The following is a 17,133-nucleotide window of genomic DNA, read 5'->3' on the forward strand; positions in this document are numbered from 1 at the left end:
GCAAGCCCGCTCTGATTTTATGGCTTACAGCCAGCCTTTACGGCGGAAAAAATAAAGCGGGATGAGCGCGGAAGCGACCATAAAGCCCAAGGCCATCGGATAGCCCCAAGGTGAATTCAATTCAGGCATGAAGCTGAAATTCATCCCGTAAATGGATGCAACCAGTGTTGGCGGCATGAAGCCGACAGCCGCGACCGAGAAAATCTTGATAATCGCATTTTGCTCAATCGAAATCAGGCCGACAATGGTGTCGAGCAGGAAAGTCACTTTGTTGGACAGGAAGTCCACATAATTGGTTAGTGATTGCACGTCGCGTTCCAGCGATTTGATTTGCGCACGGCTGTCTTTTTTGCCTGTCGTGTCGGACAGATTAGCGGTCAGATAAACCAGCAGGCGGCCAAGCCCTGCCAAGCTTTCACGCACGCGCGACAGAAACGATCCTTGCGCTCCGATTTGGGTCAGAATATGCCGGAAATCAGCAGTGGACATAGGGCGCACATCACTTGGGCGACGATAGATAGAGTGTGAAGCGGCATCAATCTTGCCGGACACACTTTCCAAAATATCGGCCAAACGGTTGGTGGTCGCTTCCAGAATGCCAAGCATGACAGCATGGCCGTTGGCTTTTGCGGTAATCAGTCCATTGGCTGGCTTCATCGCACGAGAAAGATAAGTGTTGATGGATTTGGGATCGGAATAGCGCACCGTAATCAGTATTTTCTGATGGATGATAAAGGTGACGGGTGCCAGTTCGCGGTGATCCTGATTGACGGTATGCAAAATCGGCGCTGTCAGATATTGCGCGCCGTTTTCTGTGTAGAAGCGGTTGGATTCCTCAATTTCGGCCATATCAGCATGGGTTGGGATGGAAATGCCGGTCAGGTGTTCGACGATTTTATCTTCATTGACGCCTGGGGAAATGAGATCAATCCAGATGATATTATCCGGAAGACGTTCACCATTGGCCAGTTCACAATTTTCCAGATGATCGCCAACCAGTGTGTAAAATTTAATCATAAAGCGTCCTGAATGAATCATTTCGTAAATGCTGCAATTATTCCAGTGCATGCACAATAATGCCAGTTTAAATGCCTGTGCCTTAGCTTTGAAACACTAAAAGTTCAAAAGCAGTATTCATATCGTGAAGCTGTTAGTCTTATCTTTATTATTTATGATTCTCTGCGGCATTTTTTTCAAAAAGGCACTCACCATGTTGCATCGGCAGCAATCAGTAACCAGCATAGCCGTTAAAAAAACAGCTCGTATTTTGCTTGGGCTTAGTCTTGTACTGATTGCTTTTAATCTGCGGCCGGTTTTTTCCAGTTTTTCTGCTCTCTTGCCTGAAATTGTTGCCACAACGGGCATGTCGACTTTTACTGCCGGATTGCTCACCACATTACCGGTTTTATGTTTGGGCGTTTTTGCACCGCTTGCCCCTAGATTGGCGCAGCAAATCGGTGTGGAGAAAACATTGTTTCTGGTGATGTTTTTTCTGTTCATTGCCACCTTGATGCGCGGGCTTGGAACCTTGCCGTTTCTATTCATGGGCAGTGCATTGGCTGGTGCCTGTATTGCGGTGGGCAATGTTCTTCTGCCCGGTGTGGTCAAACGTGATTTTCCCGATCAGGCCGCCATCATGACAGGGCTTTATACAATGGCTTTGTGCGGCGGGGCAGCAGCTGCTGCTGGTATGACTGTGCCGGTTAAAAATCTGCTCAATGGTTCATGGCAGTGGGCACTGGCTTTCTGGGGACTGCCGGCCTTGTTGGTCTTGTTGATCTGGTTGCCGCAATCTTTTCGAAATAATCATCATAGTCGCGGTAGTCATATACGGGTGACAGGGCTGTGGCGGGATAAATTGGCATGGCAGGTCACCTTCTTCATGGGATTGCAATCGGCATTGGCTTACATCGTGTTTGGCTGGATGTCTCCGATCTTGCGTGAACGCGGCTTGAGCGGTGAAGCGGCAGGACTGATTGTTTCAATTTCCATTATGGCGCAAGTGGTGGCTTGTTTACTCATTCCCTCACTTGCGATGCGGTTTAAAACGCAAAGCCTACTCAATGTTTTGCTCTATGTTTGTGCTGTCGCCGGTTTGTTGGGGCTGCTTTATGCGCCTTTGTCCGGCGCTTGGGGATGGGCGGTCATTCAAGGTATTGGACAAGGTGGTTTAATCGCAGCTGCAATGATTATGATTGTGCTTCGTTCAAAAGATGCGCTCATTGCTGCGCATCTTTCCGGCATGGCACAATGTGTCGGATATTCAATGGCAGCATTCGGCCCATTGCTGATGGGGATGATCCATTCACTCACTGGTAGTTTCATTTGGAGCGGCGTATTGTTGATGGCAATCGGTATTGGTGGGGCTTATGCCGGGTGGGGCGCTGGCAGGGCTTTGCAGGTTAATGTTCGTGTTGAAGCTTGAGTGTTGCTGATTATTTTTATCGCGCGCCTTAAGGCATATGCAAAGCGTTGAAGAAAATCCACGAACCCGATAGACTTGTGCGCATAAGATTAAAGGAGCCGACAGCCTATGACTGGCGATAATGCGATTTTTTTAGGCGCTAGCCGTAAACCGGATGATTCATACCAGCAGGCAGAAGTGCTTGCGCTTAAATATGGTAATCGTCATGGTATCGTGACCGGTGCGACAGGTACGGGCAAGACGGTTAGTCTGCAGGTGCTTGCAGAAGGTTTTTCCGCGGCAGGTGTGCCGGTTTTTTGTGCCGATATTAAAGGCGATCTTTCCGGTATTGCTGCGGTTGGTCAGGCCAAAGAAGGCTTAACCAAACGTGCGCAAGAAGTGCATCTTGATCCTTATGAGTTGAGGGCTTCGCCAGTTATTTTCTGGGATATATTTGGCGAGCAGGGGCATCCGATCCGTGCCACTATTGCCGAAATGGGACCATTACTGCTGTCACGTCTGATGAACTTAACCGACGCACAGGAAGGTGTTTTGAATATTGCCTTCCGTTTGTCCGATGAGGAAGGCTTGTTGCTGCTTGATTTGAAAGACCTGCAAGCATTGCTCGCGCACATGGTCACGCGTTCGGAAGAACTGAGCGCACGTTATGGCAATGTCAATAAAGCTTCTGTCGGGGCTATCCAGCGCTCGCTTTTAGTGCTGGAACAGCAGGGTGGCACCAAATTTTTTGGTGAACCGGCGCTCCGTATTGCAGACATTATGCGCACCAACACAGATGGTCGCGGTGTGGTCAGTGTTTTGGCTGCAGATAAACTGATGAACAATCCGCGTCTTTATTCCACATTTTTGCTCTGGTTGATGTCCGAGCTGTTCGAGCAATTGCCGGAAGTGGGTGATCCGGAAAAGCCGCGTTTAGTGTTTTTCTTTGATGAAGCGCATCTGCTGTTTAATGAAGCTCCAAAAGCATTGCTGACCCGCATCGAGCAGGTAGTTCGCCTTATCCGCTCCAAAGGTGTCGGCATTTATTTTGTGTCGCAGAACCCGCTTGATGTGCCGGAATCGGTGCTGGCGCAATTGGGTAATCGTGTGCAGCATTCTTTGCGCGCTTATACACCGCGTGAAACTGCAGCCGTCAAAACCGCAGCCGATACATTCCGTCCTAATCCGGATTTCCAGACCTTTGAAGCCATCACCAATCTTTCAACCGGTGAGGCTCTGGTTTCAACCTTGCAGGAAAAAGGCATTCCTTCGATGGTGCAGCGCACATTGATGCGACCGCCTTCATCGCGTATTGGGCCGTTGACACCGGAAGAACGAGCGCAGATTATTGCGGTAAGCCCTGTGGCTGGCCAATATGATCAAGCGATTGACCGTGAATCTGCCTTTGAAATTTTGCAAAAGAAGGTAGTGGAAATCGCTCAGGCGCAGGAAAAGTCAAAACCTGAGCCGGAAAGTGGTGGCATCTGGGGTGATCTGGTCGGTACAGCTCTTGGCACCAAGAAGACGAGTGGTCGTCAAACGGTTGCAGAAACTGCGATGAAATCGGTTGTACGTTCTGTTGGCTCATCGCTTGGCAACGCACTGGTGCGGGGCATTTTGCGCAATTTTAAACGCTGATGGTTTTGCTTTTTTAATAAATGAAAACACCCGAGACCGGTTTCCCGTCTCGGGTGTTTTTTATATTACATGACCAAAATTGGTGTTTTGTTTGGCACGCGATCATAAAGATCCATTACATCCTGATTGAGCATGCGTACGCAGCCAGATGAGACAGCCTTGCCGATTGACCACCATTCAGGGTTGCCATGCAGACGGTAGAGTGTGTCTTTACCGTCTTTGAAAATGTAAAGTGCACGGGCGCCAAGCGGGTTATTAAGGCCAGGTTCCATGCCGCCGTTACGCGCACTGTATTTTTCCAGATGTGGCTGACGGGCAATCATTTCATCCGGTGGTGTCCATCTTGGCCATTTACGTTTCCACTGGATGACGGCGCGGCCGGACCAGGCAAATCCGTCTTTACCAATACCAACCCCGTAACGAAGAGCTTGACCATTCTCCATCACAAGATAGAGGAAGCGGTTGGCGGTATCGACAACAATGGTGCCCGGACGTTCGCCGGTTGGGTCGTTGACCACCTGTCTCAGATATTTCTTATCCATTTTCTGGATAGGAATGGCAGGCAACGAATAGCCTTCGTCCTGCACAGCTGCATACATGGATGTGTAGCTGCCATTATAGGAGGCGACATTGGCTTTGGGAGCTCCGACCGGACGGCCAAAATTATCAACATCAATAATAGGAATATTTTTACTGAGCTGGGCGCAGCCGGCAAGGCTTGCTGCGGCAGTTGCGCCCAGTGCAGTCAGAAAAGAACGACGCGAAAGATATGCAGACATGTGAAAACCAGATCTGTGAAGGGGAAGGGCAGATTAAAGCGATTAAGGTTAATGAATTGCAACTTTGAAGCTAACTAGAGAAGAAATGCTTCAGTTAAAAGCGAAAACGACGATTTCGTCTCCTGTTTTTTTAAAAACATCCTGCTTGGGAAAATATCTTGATCTTTTTTGCAACCAAAACGGCTGTTGAGTGGTTGTTACTTCATAGTGTTAGAATCAAATTTGAGGCTCTCAATGATGGGGCAAATTACTATGATAGAGTGCGTAGAACATGAGAAAGCCAAACATGATTTTAATTTTCCAATAATTTTCTTGCAAAATTATGAGCGTTCCCCATTGCGAGTTTTCAATCAGGGGACTATGTAATGAGGGTTAGTTTGCGGGTTCATTCAATGATCCCAATTCAATTGAAGAAAGAGGAGAGTTCCAAATGGCTTTTGAATTACCAGAACTGCCGTATTATTATGATGCATTGGCTCCGTTCATGTCGCGTGAAACCCTTGAGTTTCACCATGACAAGCACCATCAGGCTTATGTAACCAATGGTAACAAGCTGCTCGAAGGTTCCGGTCTTGAAGGCAAAAGTCTGGAAGAAATCGTTAAAGAAAGCTTTGGCAAAAATCAGGGTCTCTTTAACAATGCCGGTCAGCATTACAACCACATCCATTTCTGGAAATGGATGAAAAAAGATGGTGGTGGCAAGAAGCTTCCTGCTGCACTTCTAAAAGCAATTGATGCAGATCTGGGCGGCTACGACAAGTTCCGTGAAGATTTTATCGCAGCTGGCGTTGGCCAGTTCGGTTCCGGCTGGGCTTGGTTGTCGGTTAAAGACGGCAAACTTGAAATCTCCAAGACAGCCAATGGCGAAAATCCGCTGGTTCATGGCGCAAAGCCAATTCTTGGCGTGGATGTCTGGGAGCATTCCTATTACATCGACTATCGCAATGCACGTCCTAAATATATGGAAGCCTTTGTTGATAGCCTGATCAACTGGGATTATGTCCTGGAAATGTACGAACAGGCATAATTCTTTTATGCTTTAAGCTGGTACCTGATAACTTTCGTTGCCAGCGCCTGGCTTGGATAATTTGAAAAAAGCCCTCATCATTTTATGGTGAGGGCTTTTTTTGTGCGACAATATTGTTCACTATTTATGCACAATTTTTTACCAATCGTCTTCAAAATTCGGACATAAGTCTCTTATAAAGAGAAATTAAACTCTCTTGTCTGATTTGGGTCAGATGTTTTTTGCATTGATTGCACATTATCTTTTTGGAGGTACTTCATGCGCAAGTTTTTAATGATCTCGACTGCATTGGCGCTGTTCAGCACGATTGCACAGGCTGATGTGATTGAAGATCGCAAAGCGATTATGAAAGATATCGGTAAGTCGGTTGGTGTGATGGGCGCAATGATGAAAGGCGAAGTGCCTTTTAATAATGCGTCTGCCATTGAAGCCTTGAAAAATATTCAGCTGTCTGCTGACAAATTTGATCCGGTTGCATTGTTCCCTGAAGGTACTGATAAGGGAGACACGGAGGCTGCGCCTGCAATCTGGCAGAATATGGAAGATTTCACAGCTCATGTGAACAAATTCCGTGAAGATGCAGCTCAATCGGCAGCTGCAGATCCGCAGGATTTGGATCAGTTGAAGCCGGTATTCCAGCAGGTTGCAGCCAACTGTAAGGCTTGCCACGAACTCTATCGCGTCAAGAAATAACAGTTTGGAACTAAGGGGCGGTTGAAATGCGTAAAATTATTTACACCGGTGTGCTTGGCGTTATTGCCGCTGCATCTGCTTTTTGGGTTTTGACTGCCCCAGAGACTGTTGATGCGAAAGTTATCGCATCCTTGAAAAAGCCTGATTTGGCAAATGGTGAATTGGTTTTTAACGCCGGTGGTTGCGTTTCTTGCCATGCCTCTCCAGGAGCCAAAGGTGATGATAAACTGGTTTTGACCGGCGGACATGAATTGGTCTCGCCCTTCGGCACCTTTGTGGCACCGAATATTTCGCCCTCTGAAAAAGGCATTGGAAACTGGACACAGCAACAGTTTTTTAATGCTATGATGAAGGGTGTCGGTCCCGATGGCACCCACTTATACCCATCATTTCCTTATACATCTTATGCAAAAATGCAGCCGCAAGATGTGGCTGATCTCTTTGCATTTATGAAAACACTGCCAAAAAGTGATTATGTGGCAGCTGATCATAAATTGAGTTTTCCGTTTAATATCCGCCGTGGTTTGGGTTTATGGAAACAACTTTATCTTTCTGACCAGCCAGTGATTGCCTTGGCTGATGATGCTTCTGATCAATTGAAGCGTGGCCGTTATTTGACTGAAAGCCTTGGTCATTGTGCAGAATGCCATACACCGCGCGGCATTATTGGTGGTTTGAAAACTGAGCAGTGGATGGCTGGCGCGGTTTCTGCTGAAATTGGTTCCAACGGGCAAGCTGGCATTGTGCCTAATATTACCGGCGGCAAGGGTGGCATCGGAAGTTGGAGTGCCGGCGATATTGCTTATTCGCTGGAAAGTGGTTTTACGCCTGATTTTGACTCGCTCGGTGGTTCAATGACAAGCGTCGTTGAGAATATGGCAAAATTGCCCGCCAGTGACCGTGAAGCAATTGCTGCTTACTTGAAGACAATACCCGCGCATGAAAATGGTTATCCGTCAAAATAAGATTGATTAACGGATAAAACAACGCGCGCTTCGTCCAATGCTGGTGGCGAGATATTTGCTGTTCATCGTGTAGAGCCAGCCTTGACACTCACTCATGGTTTGAAAGCAACGATACTGATTGACCATAACGTTTCTGTCGTCGGAAGGTGTGCGGTCAGCGTATCCATAGAATATGCCAACAATTGCCCCGTTGCCCTTTGGCGGTGTATTGCATCGTTTTCCAGCATATTCACTGACATCTTTGCGTACGGCCGACTGTGCTTCACTGATCTGGATAGGAGCCGCCGTCAAGCTTAGCAAGACTGTGGCGCCTATCAATGCATGAGCATGGTGTTTTATTCTCATGAATAATCTCCCTAAGAGCAGCTAACCGGCCAGATTATACTGACCGGTCATCATCTTGACTATTGAAAACGCTAATTGGCTGCCAATAGTTCCGTGTCCAGCTTGTCTGCGCATTTGAGTGCAAAAGCATAAGAATAAGCGACCTCTTCCAGTCTGGAGAAACGACCTGAGGCACCGGCATGGCCGGCGTCCATATTGGTGCGCAATAAAACCGGATTAGTGTCGGTCTTTACTTCCCGAAGACGTGCCACCCATTTAGCAGGTTCCCAATAGGTCACACGAGGGTCAGTCAGGCCTGCGACAGCCAGAATTGGCGGATAATTTTGGGCCGCAACATTGTCATATGGCGAATAAGCCGCAATGGTTTTATAGTCGGCTGTGCTCGCCAGTGGATTACCCCATTCCGGCCATTCTGGCGGGGTAAGCGGCAAAGTGTCATCCAGCATGGTATTGAGCACATCAACAAAAGGAACTTCGGCAATAATTGCACCAAAAGCGTCCGGCGCCATATTGGCAATGGCTCCCATCAACATGCCGCCTGCAGATCCGCCATGAGCAACCATTCTGTCTGCACTGGTGAATTTTTGCTTTGCCAGATAGCGCGCTGCATCGATGAAATCATAAAATGTATTGGTTTTGTGCGCACGTTTACCGTTTTCATACCACGCAAAACCTTTGTCTTTACCACCGCGAATATGTGCAATCGCATAAACGAAGCCACGATTGACCAGTGACAGACAATTGGTGTTGAAGCTTGCCGGAATGGTGATGCCGTAAGAACCATAACCGTAAAGCAGGCAAGGGGCGGTGCCATCAAGCGCTGTGTCTTTATGATAAACGATAGAAACTGGAACCAGCTCGCCATCACGCGCAGGCACCATTAAACGCTTGGTTACGTAGTTTTTTGGGTCGTGACCGGATGGTACTTCTTGTGTTTTTAAAAGCTTACGCTCACGCGTCACCATATTATATTCATATAATTGGCTGGGTGTCGTCATGGAAGAATAAGAAAAGCGGATAGTATCGGTGTCATATTCCGCACTGCCTTGCAAGCCGAGAGAATAGGCTTCCTCGTCAAAGCTTATCGCATGTTGTTCGCCGGTTTTACGCTCATGAATCATGATGACAGGCAGACCATTATTACGTTCAAGCCAAACCAGATGATCCTTATATACACCATGCGCCAGAATGAGTGTGCCCGGCTTTTCCGGCACCAGATCTTTCCAGTTTTCGCGCTGCGGTGCATGAGTTGGCGCGGTCATTATTTTAAAATCTTTGGCACCGTCAATATTGGTCAGGATGTAAAAAACATCGCCACCCGATGCCAGATCATATTCAATGCCGGTTTGGCGCTCAGCTACCAATTGTGGTTTTGCGTCAGGTTGATTGGCCGGGATCAACCAGCATTCGGACGTTTCATGATCATGAATGTCGATTGAGATAAAATCATTAAGTGGACTGGAGCTGACACTCATGAAGAAACCGGCATCCATTTCTTCATAGATCAGGCGGTCTTCAGATTGTTCAGTGCCGTTGCGGTGATAATATAGTTTGGATGGACGATGGTTTTCGTCGAGACGAGCATAAAAGAAACCGTTTGTTTCTGCATCCCATGCACCGCTGCCATCAGTATCTAGAATGGTATCGCTAAAATCTGTTTTGTTGGCGAGATCACGTACTTTAAGTGTGTAAAATTCCGAACCCTTATCGTCATAACCCCAAATCATCAGTTTATGATCAGGGGAGGCGTCGGTGGATGCTAAACGAAAATAAGCTTTGCCTGCGGCTTCTTTATCGCCATTCAGCAAAATATCTTTATCACCGCCTTCGCGTGGGGTGCGGAAAATATGAGGTTGTTCGCCGCCTTTTTCATAAAGACTGCCATAAGCATAAGGGCCGTCTTTAACCGGTATGGATGAATCATCTTCTTTAATGCGGCCTTTCATCTCTGCAAAAAGTCTCTTTTGCAGGACTTGGGTGTCCTCCATCAAGACCTGCTGATATGCATTTTCTGCATTCAGATGTTCACGGATATCATTGGCGAGCTTGGACGGATCCTTGAACATTTCCTGCCAGTTATCCGCACGAAGCCATGCATAATCATCAATACGTATAATATCATGATGGATTGAGCGTTGTGGTTTTTTCTCAGTAACAGGAACGTCGATAAGCTTGAATTTTGGGGATGACATCTATTTCTCAGTATTTCGATGTGAAGAACAGGATGGAAGCGGCTTAATTACGAAGCTATATCTTCGACAAAGATCAGCGCATTGCCATTAATACAATGCCGCAATCCTGTAGGCTGCGGACCGTCAGGAAAACGATGGCCTAAATGGGCATCGCAATCCGCGCAACGGATTTCGGTGCGATGCATGTCATAGGAATGATCTTCAAACAATGCAATCACATCGTCATTGATAGGTTCAAAGAAACTTGGCCAGCCGGAGCCGGAATCATACTTGGCTTTGGAGCTATAGAGCGGCTGCTCACAGCAGACACAGAGATATTTGCCTTGCAGATGACTATTGAAATCAGGGCTTGAGAAGGCGCGTTCTGTACCATGTTGGCGGGTGATCTGATATTGAATCTCAGTTAATTGCTCACGCCATTCTGCATCTGTTTTAATAACTTTAAGTGGACGTTTACGTGTTGTTTGATCGGACATGGGTTTTTCCTTTGAAGCAGTGATTTTATTTGTCAAAACCATAATAGCAATTTGTGGTGGCAATGTCCTTCATGGAGATGAACTCACGTCATTGTGTTGCATATCTCAGGGCACATAAAATTTTGATCATCCGGTTAAATATAGTTTTATGTGTGGCCTATGATAAAGACACTAATATACAATAGTTCCTCCACTTGACATGAAGTAGCCGTAATTATGGATATCTATTAGTGTGCTAATTTTTATGATTGTAATGTAGTTCATAATTAACTTACCACTTAAAACGGTGATAAGTTCCTGTTGGTAAAGCATTTTTCCTTCATAATAAAAATGTATGCTTAGTATATCCCAATTTATGGTGAGCTGAATTGCATTAATTGAAGGATTTATGCTGATTATTTTAGCATAATAGAGTAAAAATATTTGACTTTTTGCATGTAATTCGTCATATCCCCCTTGAATAAGCGGGATGCAGATATAACTAACAAGTTATCAGCTTGATTTCTTCGCCAAGTATCATATCGGCCCCCAGATATGTCTTGCACTAATATAATTAAAGGAACTCAGATGGACCATAACGACGAATATGATGCTAGCCGCGATCTGCTGTTAAGCTTAACAGCTGATATCGTTGCAGCTTATGTTGGCAATAATTCCATTCGTCCGAGCGATCTTCCGGCACTGATTACGGATGTTCATGCTGCATTCTCCCGTACTGAAGTGCGTGTTGAAGAAGTGCCGGTGGTTGAAAAACCGAAGCCAGCTGTGAATCCAAAGAAGTCAGTGCATGATGATTATATCATCTGCCTTGAAGATGGTAAAAAGTTCAAGTCGCTGAAGCGTCATTTGATGACTCACTTTAATCTGACCCCTGAACAATATCGTGAAAAGTGGGATTTGGAGCCAAACTATCCGATGGTTGCGCCAAATTACGCCAAAGCACGCTCCAACCTTGCTAAGAAAATGGGCCTTGGCCGCAAAGCAAAAGAAGCTTGATTTATTACTCAGCTTCTTTGATGCGCTAAGTCTTCATTGATCATTTTAAAACCATACTTTGGATGTTTTGCCAGAGTATGGTTTTTTATTTTTTTAACGAAATATAATTTCTATTGAAGAGAGATGGATGCTGTTCTTTCTTGCATGGTAATTCTTAACCGGTCGAGTGCTTGTTTGAGGGCGATATGGCGGTTGAGATCATAAGACCAATGTCCGGCATTGCCTTTCAATCTTTCCCGCTCGATGAGACGGCGTAGTTTTTTGGTGGCGCTTTTTTGTTCTGTCAATGGAGCAGACAAAATTTTCTCCATATCGATATTGGCTAGTATTTGTAAGGCTGCACGCTGTGTTGCGTGCATGGCTATGCGTTGTTTTTCGGCCTGAAAGATCGCGATACTTTGTTTAAGATTGATGCTTTGCATGTGATGATGATCCCGTTTTTTTGATAATTGACGTCTGAGTAGAATCTCAGGGGTTGGGATCATTGTCTTATATTTATGTCACTGTAGGATAATAATCCTTAATAAATGTGATTTTTTACATTATGCTGAGGATAATTTCAAAATTAACTGATTCCTATAAGAAAGTTATCCTCGTTTTTGCAAGATAGTGTATAAGAATATATTCCTATTTAGTGGAGGGGTATATGTCTTTTCAGTTTTCCGGCGTTATTCGTGTCGAGGCCGAGGTTTACGAGGCCTTGGAAATGATTGCCGCACGACAGATACGGCCGGTTCGGCTGGACAATTTAAAAAAACGGTCAGTACGGTTCAAGAAAAAAGCACTGGAAATTTGTGACGGCCTTATCGATTTGCTCAGTGACGCTTTCGGTGTTTCAGGAAGTGAATTACGTAATTCCGTGCGTGGAACTAAAGAAATTGCGCGAATTCGTCAAATTGGTATGTACGTCGCCCATACGATGTTCGGCATGACGATGACGACCGTTGCGGCGGGCTTTGGCCGTGATAGGTCAACGGTCATGTATGCGTGTCATCAAATTGAAAATATGCGTGATGATGCGGATTTCGATCAAATCCTACATAATTTTGAAAGAATAGTCGCTGTTGCTTTTTCTATTCATTGGAGGGCAAAATAATGAATGTTCAGCATAATGCAGAGCGTAATTTGGCGATGATAAGGGTACTGAAATTTCTTCATAAGAGTCCGGCCAAACCTGAGCAGGCGGCAGCGCGCGACATGATGCTCTTAAATTCTGAACATGGCACAATTTCTGTTACGCAAGATTGCTTGGTTACTTTGGCCAGAGAGGGGTATTTGCAGGCTGGTAAGGGAGAAATTCTAAGTTTGAGCCCGCAGGGCATTGATTATCTTGTTTATCAAAAGAACCGACATATTGCAGAGGTTCAGCTTTCCGATCAGGGCAGAGCAAAAAAGGTAAAGCTAAATTTGGCTGAATCGCCACTTGCTGTTCTTTACCGCATGAAAAATGCAGCAAAGCAAAGTTTTTTAACAGATGCAGAATTTAATGCAGGCGAACGTTTGCGCTCGGACTTTACCCGGGGCTTGATGATGCCGCGTGTGACTTCGCATTGGAATGCAGATGTGCAAACTCATAGCCGTGGTATCTGCCATGGCGGAGTGGAATTAAGCGATGCAGCCATGGCCGCACGTATAAGGGTCGAAAAAGCACTGGATGCAGTAGGGCCTGAATTAAGTGGTGCTTTAGTCGATATTTGCTGCTTTTTAAAAACCTTAGGTCAGGTCGAAACAGAAAGAAATTGGCCAGCACGTTCAGCCAAAATGATGATCAAAACGGGTCTGTCGATTTTGCACCGGCACTATCATCCGGTAGCTCAGCGTAGATCATCATCTGGTGTTTTACATTGGGGCGCTTATGATTATCGCCCGTCATTATAAGTATCAGCTTAATGCTTTTTGAGCCTCGGCACGAATACGGCTGATCATTGAGCGCAGACCATTGGAGCGCTGTGGGGTGAGGTGTTCATCAAGCCCCAATGTTTTCAAAAGCTCCTCCGGATCGGTACGAATGATTTCGGAAGCATGTTTGCCTTCATAAAATGCCAGCACCAATGCCACCAATCCGCGCACGATGTGTGCGTCGGAATCGCCTAAAAATACCAAAACAGGGTCATTGCCTTCGTATGGTAGTAATTTTAACCAGACCTGACTGACGCAGCCTTGCACTTTATATTCCGCACTTCTTGCATCATCAGGATAAGGGCTGAGATCTTTGCCTAAATCTATTACATAACGATAACGGTCTTCCCAATCATCCAGAAACTCGAAATCGGAAATAATGCTGTCGATTTTGCTGTCGGTCATAATCTTGGTCGTCTTGCTTTACAGTGCATCTTAATGCGTGAACCTTGATGAATGTCACTTGTATAACGCAGCCACAAGCTTACGTCACCCTAACAATATTATTTATTTGACGTTCATTATGGCCTGTAGCGCGGTAATGGTACTTGATGATCTGGTGCGGTTGGAGCTGAGTGCTCAGTATCTGTGTGTGGCGTTTTATTTTGTGTTGTCTCAGAGCCGAACTGATCACTTAAAAAATCAAGCAATTTGCTACTTCCATTCCGCAATCCCGATCCTGCTGCAGAAAGCATGTTTTTACCATCGATACAAAGTTGCGGATTACTGAAACAAAATCCGCCAACCTCTGCCGCAGTCTGACCGGCGGCAATCATACCATCAATCTTTTCTCTCGGAGGCAGCACAATGGCAGCATCTTGGCGCTTGGTTTGATCCGTATCGGTATTGATGATTTTGGGCATGACAATAAAGGCCAGTGACAGCCAAAACACGGATTTGATGATGAACCGTATCATTTTCTTATCATGCCTTGTACAATTACCTTACTATAAGTCTTGAATGTGCTTTTATCATGCTGAGCATCAATGAGACGTTAAATTATGGATTTATGTTTTTTAATCAGAATGCAAATGTATCATTTTTGAGGCAAAACCAGCATTTATAATGATCAATTAATCAACGCTGAATGCGTAAACCTTACCAAGAATCGCGGTTTTTTTAATATTGATCCGCCGAGACTAAACTATCCATTTACCATAGTTGTAAAAGCTTGGGTTTTCATGGGCTCTAAATCCGCAAATAAGACTTCAAAGTGCTGATTTTTATCCTTTCATTAAAGGCTGACCTTCATGGTGCAAAGGAACGGCTGTCGTCAGTATTGTCTGATACCGCCCCACGACCATCATCATAGAGAGTAAGACCAATTGGTTTCAGTGCTTAAAAGTTTAATGAAGAAAGTGCAGGCAGCAATACAAAGCTGTTCGTCTCTTCATGACAATTTATATCAGCATTGGATCAAGTCGAGCAGACAGCACAAAACAAATGCGCCTGATCAAATAGCTTTGTTCGAAAAAGTATTCGGTGGTTTGGGTTTGCAACTCGATCTTGATGGTATGATCACGGATGTTTCGCAGCACTCATCTCATATTTTAGGTCTTGGCCGTGATGTGGTCATTGGTACTTTATTGCTGGATCGTATCCATGTGTCAGATCGTATTTATTATTTGCAGTTAATGGCTGATATCCGCCATCAACGTGATATTGGTAAAAATGCTTGTCATGTCCGCATTCGTCATGTGGTGACAGATGAGGATAATCAACAAAGCGTTGAGTATCGTTATTTCCGTATTTCTGGTGCCTTAATTGAATCAGACCACGGAAAGATGATCTATCTGGCGGCTGTTGATAGCAGTAAAGAAATGCAACAGGTCGACGATCTGGCAAATCTCAAAGTTGAATTAGCAGAGGTGGTCAGCTCTCGCCGTCATGCACTTGCCTCACTTAGCCATGAATTGCGCAATCCGCTAAACGCGATTATCGGCTTTTCGGATATATTGCTGCATGAAATGGGCTGCCGTTTTGAAAATGAAAAGCAACGTGATTATGCTTTATTAATTCAACGTTCAGGGCTTTATTCGTTGGATATCGTCAATACTATCCTGGATGCTTCCAAGATTGAGGCGGGTACTTATCAGATTATGCCGAAGGATTTCTCCATCCGCGACGCTGTTGATCTGTCGATGAATGTCCTTGCACCACAAGCCGAACAAAAACAGGTGATTTTGTGTGACCGCATTCGCAATTCAATCGGCAACATGATTGCAGATCAGCGTGCCGTGCAGCAGATTTTAATCAATCTGATGGGCAATGCAGTGAAATTTACCCCTAAGGGTGGCTGTGTGACATTGGATGGGTTTAAAGATATTAGCAATTGCGAGCAGATGGTTTTCACTATTTCTGATAATGGTGTAGGCATTGCAGAAGCTGATATCGAACGCCTTGGCCAACCTTTTACGCAGGTGGGAAACAGTGCTTTTTCTGGCGCCGAAGGAGCGGGCTTAGGACTTTCACTGGTGAAAACCTTAGTTGAAAAACACGAAGGACAATTTGAAATTTCAAGCCGTCTCGGTAAAGGCACAATTGTTACTATACGTTTGCCATTGGCGGGGCCGGTTAATGATCTGGGCTGGCAACAGCAGGAATTGAAAGCGCAGGCTGAAAAGGACAAAGCGGAAAGCGTGACGGTTTTGAATATCAACCGTCTACAGATTGGAAGGCACTATGTCAGGCAGGAAGAATCCGGTGAGAAGAAACAGTCGCAGGAACGAAAGATCGCGTAGTCTTAGCGAACGTTTGGTCGGATTTTTATTCACCACGGTTTCGTCGGGAGCTTTGTTCGCCGGCAGATTTATGGTTCGCAATCCTGTTTTAACCGGTGGTGCCACCGCTTTTCTGGTTGTCATGGGATTTGTGTCGGCCAATGCATTGTGGTACCAGCCGCAATCGCATGACAATACGTTTTTTCGCACACGTCCGGAACTGGTTTTTGTACCCACCCCGAAGCCAAGTCTTTTGTCGTCTGCTGCCAATAATAATGACAAACAGGCTGCACCAACACCTGATGTGTCGCAAAGTTTAAAGCCAGCTGATGAAGTTCAGGATAAATCGAGTCAGATAGCTTCATTGGATAGTGTCGAGCTGACGGATGAATTGCCGGCTTTGGCACCCAATGCTGATTTGGAAATAGCAAAAATACAGCAAAAATTACGCTCGCTTGGCCTATATGATGGTACTGTCGATGGTTTGCCTGGTCCTAAAACGCGCCAAGCTGTCGAGCAATGGCAATTATTGCAGCAGAAGGCCGGTGTGAACACGCCCACGACATCAGAACTGGAAAAAGCACCAGCTTCGTCGACTATTGAAAATATCCTTCAGGTTGCAGTGCCGGAAGCACGGCCACGTCAGCAAAATACTGTGTCGATTGATAAAGTGGTTACGTCCAATGTTTCATTGAAGCAGGAAACACCCTCTGTAAAGATTGATGTGAAACCTGAAAAACCAGCACGTCCAGAAGCCGTTCAGGCATCATTGACCACTAATGCGCAGCCCGTTACATCGCAGGATATAGTGCGAGTTCAGGCAGGGCTAAAAGCCTTTGGAAATGACCTGATCATCGTAGATGGTGTGGCAGGAAAATCCACTCAAGATGCAATCCGTGAGTTTCAGAAACTCTTTGATATGCAGATTACCGGACAGGTGGATGCACAGTTGATCGGAAAAATGCGCGAAATTGGACTGATCAGCTGACAAGGTTTAGA

18 protein-coding genes are annotated in these 17,133 nt (G+C 45.6%); 10 read left to right on the forward strand and 8 right to left on the reverse strand.

Annotation, left to right across the window (positions count from 1 at the left end; genetic code table 11):
- Positions 1-24: 24 nt before the first annotated feature.
- Positions 25-1,017: a magnesium transporter CorA family protein gene (locus JNC77_RS04810; RefSeq protein WP_374829936.1), complete on the reverse strand. Its 993-nt coding sequence runs from the start codon at positions 1,015-1,017 to the stop codon at positions 25-27.
- A 193-nt stretch (positions 1,018-1,210) separates the two neighbouring features.
- On the opposite strand from JNC77_RS04810, the gene JNC77_RS04815 reads away from it, so the two are divergent.
- Positions 1,211-2,425 (forward strand): CynX/NimT family MFS transporter, encoded by a 1,215-nt coding sequence (locus tag JNC77_RS04815; RefSeq protein ID WP_374829938.1) that lies wholly within the window; start codon positions 1,211-1,213, stop codon positions 2,423-2,425.
- 108 nt (positions 2,426-2,533) lie between these two features.
- Positions 2,534-4,042: a helicase HerA-like C-terminal domain-containing protein gene (locus JNC77_RS04820; protein WP_374829940.1), complete on the forward strand. Its 1,509-nt coding sequence runs from the start codon at positions 2,534-2,536 to the stop codon at positions 4,040-4,042.
- Between the two features lie 65 nt (positions 4,043-4,107).
- On the opposite strand, the gene JNC77_RS04825 is transcribed toward JNC77_RS04820, so the two are convergent.
- Positions 4,108-4,821 (reverse strand): L,D-transpeptidase, encoded by a 714-nt coding sequence (locus JNC77_RS04825; RefSeq protein WP_374829942.1) that lies wholly within the window; start codon positions 4,819-4,821, stop codon positions 4,108-4,110.
- A gap of 430 nt (positions 4,822-5,251) precedes the next feature.
- Here JNC77_RS04825 and JNC77_RS04830 point away from each other — a divergent pair, with 430 nt between their 5' ends.
- The 3 genes from JNC77_RS04830 to JNC77_RS04840 all read left to right on the forward strand — a co-directional run bounded on the left by JNC77_RS04830 (position 5,252) and on the right by JNC77_RS04840 (position 7,506).
- On the forward strand, positions 5,252-5,848 hold the full coding sequence (locus JNC77_RS04830) for a superoxide dismutase (protein ID WP_374829944.1): 597 nt from the start codon (positions 5,252-5,254) through the stop codon (positions 5,846-5,848).
- 258 nt (positions 5,849-6,106) lie between these two features.
- A complete protein-coding gene (locus tag JNC77_RS04835) occupies positions 6,107-6,541 on the forward strand; it encodes a c-type cytochrome (RefSeq protein WP_374829946.1) in 435 nt (144 codons plus the stop codon).
- A gap of 26 nt (positions 6,542-6,567) precedes the next feature.
- Entirely contained in the window at positions 6,568-7,506 is a 939-nt protein-coding gene (locus JNC77_RS04840; protein ID WP_374829948.1) for a c-type cytochrome, read from the forward strand.
- 6 nt (positions 7,507-7,512) lie between these two features.
- Here the strand turns inward: JNC77_RS04840 and JNC77_RS04845 are convergent, their stop codons facing one another.
- The 3 genes from JNC77_RS04845 to msrB all read right to left on the reverse strand — a co-directional run bounded on the left by JNC77_RS04845 (position 7,513) and on the right by msrB (position 10,519).
- On the reverse strand, positions 7,513-7,851 hold the full coding sequence (locus JNC77_RS04845) for a metallophosphoesterase (RefSeq protein WP_374829950.1): 339 nt from the start codon (positions 7,849-7,851) through the stop codon (positions 7,513-7,515).
- A 71-nt stretch (positions 7,852-7,922) separates the two neighbouring features.
- Positions 7,923-10,043, reverse strand: coding sequence for a S9 family peptidase (locus JNC77_RS04850; RefSeq protein WP_374829952.1), 2,121 nt, complete (start codon positions 10,041-10,043; stop codon positions 7,923-7,925).
- Positions 10,044-10,090: 47 nt separating this feature from the next.
- Positions 10,091-10,519 (reverse strand): peptide-methionine (R)-S-oxide reductase MsrB, encoded by a 429-nt coding sequence (msrB, locus tag JNC77_RS04855; RefSeq protein WP_374829954.1) that lies wholly within the window; start codon positions 10,517-10,519, stop codon positions 10,091-10,093.
- A 567-nt stretch (positions 10,520-11,086) separates the two neighbouring features.
- Here msrB and JNC77_RS04860 point away from each other — a divergent pair.
- The gene (locus tag JNC77_RS04860; RefSeq protein WP_374829956.1) at positions 11,087-11,515 is read left to right on the forward strand and encodes a Ros/MucR family transcriptional regulator; all 429 of its coding nucleotides are present in this window, start codon (positions 11,087-11,089) and stop codon (positions 11,513-11,515) included.
- A 110-nt stretch (positions 11,516-11,625) separates the two neighbouring features.
- Here the strand turns inward: JNC77_RS04860 and JNC77_RS04865 are convergent, their stop codons facing one another.
- A complete protein-coding gene (locus JNC77_RS04865) occupies positions 11,626-11,937 on the reverse strand; it encodes a cytoplasmic protein (protein ID WP_374829958.1) in 312 nt (103 codons plus the stop codon).
- Between the two features lie 224 nt (positions 11,938-12,161).
- Between JNC77_RS04865 and JNC77_RS04870 the strand changes: the two genes are divergently transcribed.
- The gene (locus JNC77_RS04870) at positions 12,162-12,611 is read left to right on the forward strand and encodes a helix-turn-helix domain-containing protein (protein WP_374829960.1); all 450 of its coding nucleotides are present in this window, start codon (positions 12,162-12,164) and stop codon (positions 12,609-12,611) included.
- Positions 12,611-13,393 carry a DUF6456 domain-containing protein gene (locus JNC77_RS04875; RefSeq protein WP_374829962.1) on the forward strand — a complete coding sequence of 261 codons (783 nt, stop codon included), beginning with the start codon at positions 12,611-12,613 and terminating at the stop codon, positions 13,391-13,393. Before JNC77_RS04870 ends, JNC77_RS04875 begins: the two co-directional genes overlap by 1 nt.
- 3 nt (positions 13,394-13,396) lie before the next feature.
- Here the strand turns inward: JNC77_RS04875 and JNC77_RS04880 are convergent, their stop codons facing one another.
- Together JNC77_RS04880 and JNC77_RS04885 are read right to left on the reverse strand one after the other, a co-directional pair.
- Complete coding sequence (locus JNC77_RS04880; protein ID WP_374829964.1) at positions 13,397-13,819, reverse strand: SufE family protein; 423 nt, start codon at positions 13,817-13,819, stop codon at positions 13,397-13,399.
- Between the two features lie 116 nt (positions 13,820-13,935).
- A complete protein-coding gene (locus JNC77_RS04885; RefSeq protein WP_374829966.1) occupies positions 13,936-14,331 on the reverse strand; it encodes a DUF5330 domain-containing protein in 396 nt (131 codons plus the stop codon).
- A 546-nt stretch (positions 14,332-14,877) separates the two neighbouring features.
- Between JNC77_RS04885 and JNC77_RS04890 the strand changes: the two genes are divergently transcribed.
- Positions 14,878-16,155 (forward strand): sensor histidine kinase, encoded by a 1,278-nt coding sequence (locus tag JNC77_RS04890; protein WP_374829968.1) that lies wholly within the window; start codon positions 14,878-14,880, stop codon positions 16,153-16,155.
- Entirely contained in the window at positions 16,097-17,122 is a 1,026-nt protein-coding gene (locus JNC77_RS04895) for a peptidoglycan-binding domain-containing protein (RefSeq protein ID WP_374829970.1), read from the forward strand. Before JNC77_RS04890 ends, JNC77_RS04895 begins: the two co-directional genes overlap by 59 nt.
- The last annotated feature ends 11 nt before the right edge of the window (positions 17,123-17,133 follow it).

Origin of the sequence: Paenochrobactrum pullorum (genome assembly GCF_041929845.1) — a bacterium.
GTDB classification, from domain to species: Bacteria; Pseudomonadota; Alphaproteobacteria; order Rhizobiales; family Rhizobiaceae; genus Paenochrobactrum; species Paenochrobactrum pullorum.

Excerpts from the sequence above, each read along its gene's own strand:
- JNC77_RS04825 (WP_374829942.1), bottom strand. The coding sequence starts at position 4,821 with ATGTCTGCATATCTTTCGCGTCGTTCTTTTCTGACTGCACTGGGCGCA.
- JNC77_RS04885 (WP_374829966.1), bottom strand. The coding sequence starts at position 14,331 with ATGATACGGTTCATCATCAAATCCGTGTTTTGGCTGTCACTGGCCTTT.
- JNC77_RS04810 (WP_374829936.1), bottom strand. The coding sequence starts at position 1,017 with ATGATTAAATTTTACACACTGGTTGGCGATCATCTGGAAAATTGTGAA.
- JNC77_RS04845 (WP_374829950.1), bottom strand. The coding sequence starts at position 7,851 with ATGAGAATAAAACACCATGCTCATGCATTGATAGGCGCCACAGTCTTG.
- JNC77_RS04850 (WP_374829952.1), bottom strand. The coding sequence starts at position 10,043 with ATGTCATCCCCAAAATTCAAGCTTATCGACGTTCCTGTTACTGAGAAA.
- JNC77_RS04880 (WP_374829964.1), bottom strand. The coding sequence starts at position 13,819 with ATGACCGACAGCAAAATCGACAGCATTATTTCCGATTTCGAGTTTCTG.
- JNC77_RS04840 (WP_374829948.1), top strand. The coding sequence starts at position 6,568 with ATGCGTAAAATTATTTACACCGGTGTGCTTGGCGTTATTGCCGCTGCA.
- JNC77_RS04835 (WP_374829946.1), top strand. The coding sequence starts at position 6,107 with ATGCGCAAGTTTTTAATGATCTCGACTGCATTGGCGCTGTTCAGCACG.
- JNC77_RS04895 (WP_374829970.1), top strand. The coding sequence starts at position 16,097 with ATGTCAGGCAGGAAGAATCCGGTGAGAAGAAACAGTCGCAGGAACGAA.
- JNC77_RS04865 (WP_374829958.1), bottom strand. The coding sequence starts at position 11,937 with ATGCAAAGCATCAATCTTAAACAAAGTATCGCGATCTTTCAGGCCGAA.
- JNC77_RS04875 (WP_374829962.1), top strand. The coding sequence starts at position 12,611 with ATGAATGTTCAGCATAATGCAGAGCGTAATTTGGCGATGATAAGGGTA.
- JNC77_RS04860 (WP_374829956.1), top strand. The coding sequence starts at position 11,087 with ATGGACCATAACGACGAATATGATGCTAGCCGCGATCTGCTGTTAAGC.
- msrB (WP_374829954.1), bottom strand. The coding sequence starts at position 10,519 with ATGTCCGATCAAACAACACGTAAACGTCCACTTAAAGTTATTAAAACA.
- JNC77_RS04815 (WP_374829938.1), top strand. The coding sequence starts at position 1,211 with ATGTTGCATCGGCAGCAATCAGTAACCAGCATAGCCGTTAAAAAAACA.
- JNC77_RS04830 (WP_374829944.1), top strand. The coding sequence starts at position 5,252 with ATGGCTTTTGAATTACCAGAACTGCCGTATTATTATGATGCATTGGCT.
- JNC77_RS04870 (WP_374829960.1), top strand. The coding sequence starts at position 12,162 with ATGTCTTTTCAGTTTTCCGGCGTTATTCGTGTCGAGGCCGAGGTTTAC.
- JNC77_RS04820 (WP_374829940.1), top strand. The coding sequence starts at position 2,534 with ATGACTGGCGATAATGCGATTTTTTTAGGCGCTAGCCGTAAACCGGAT.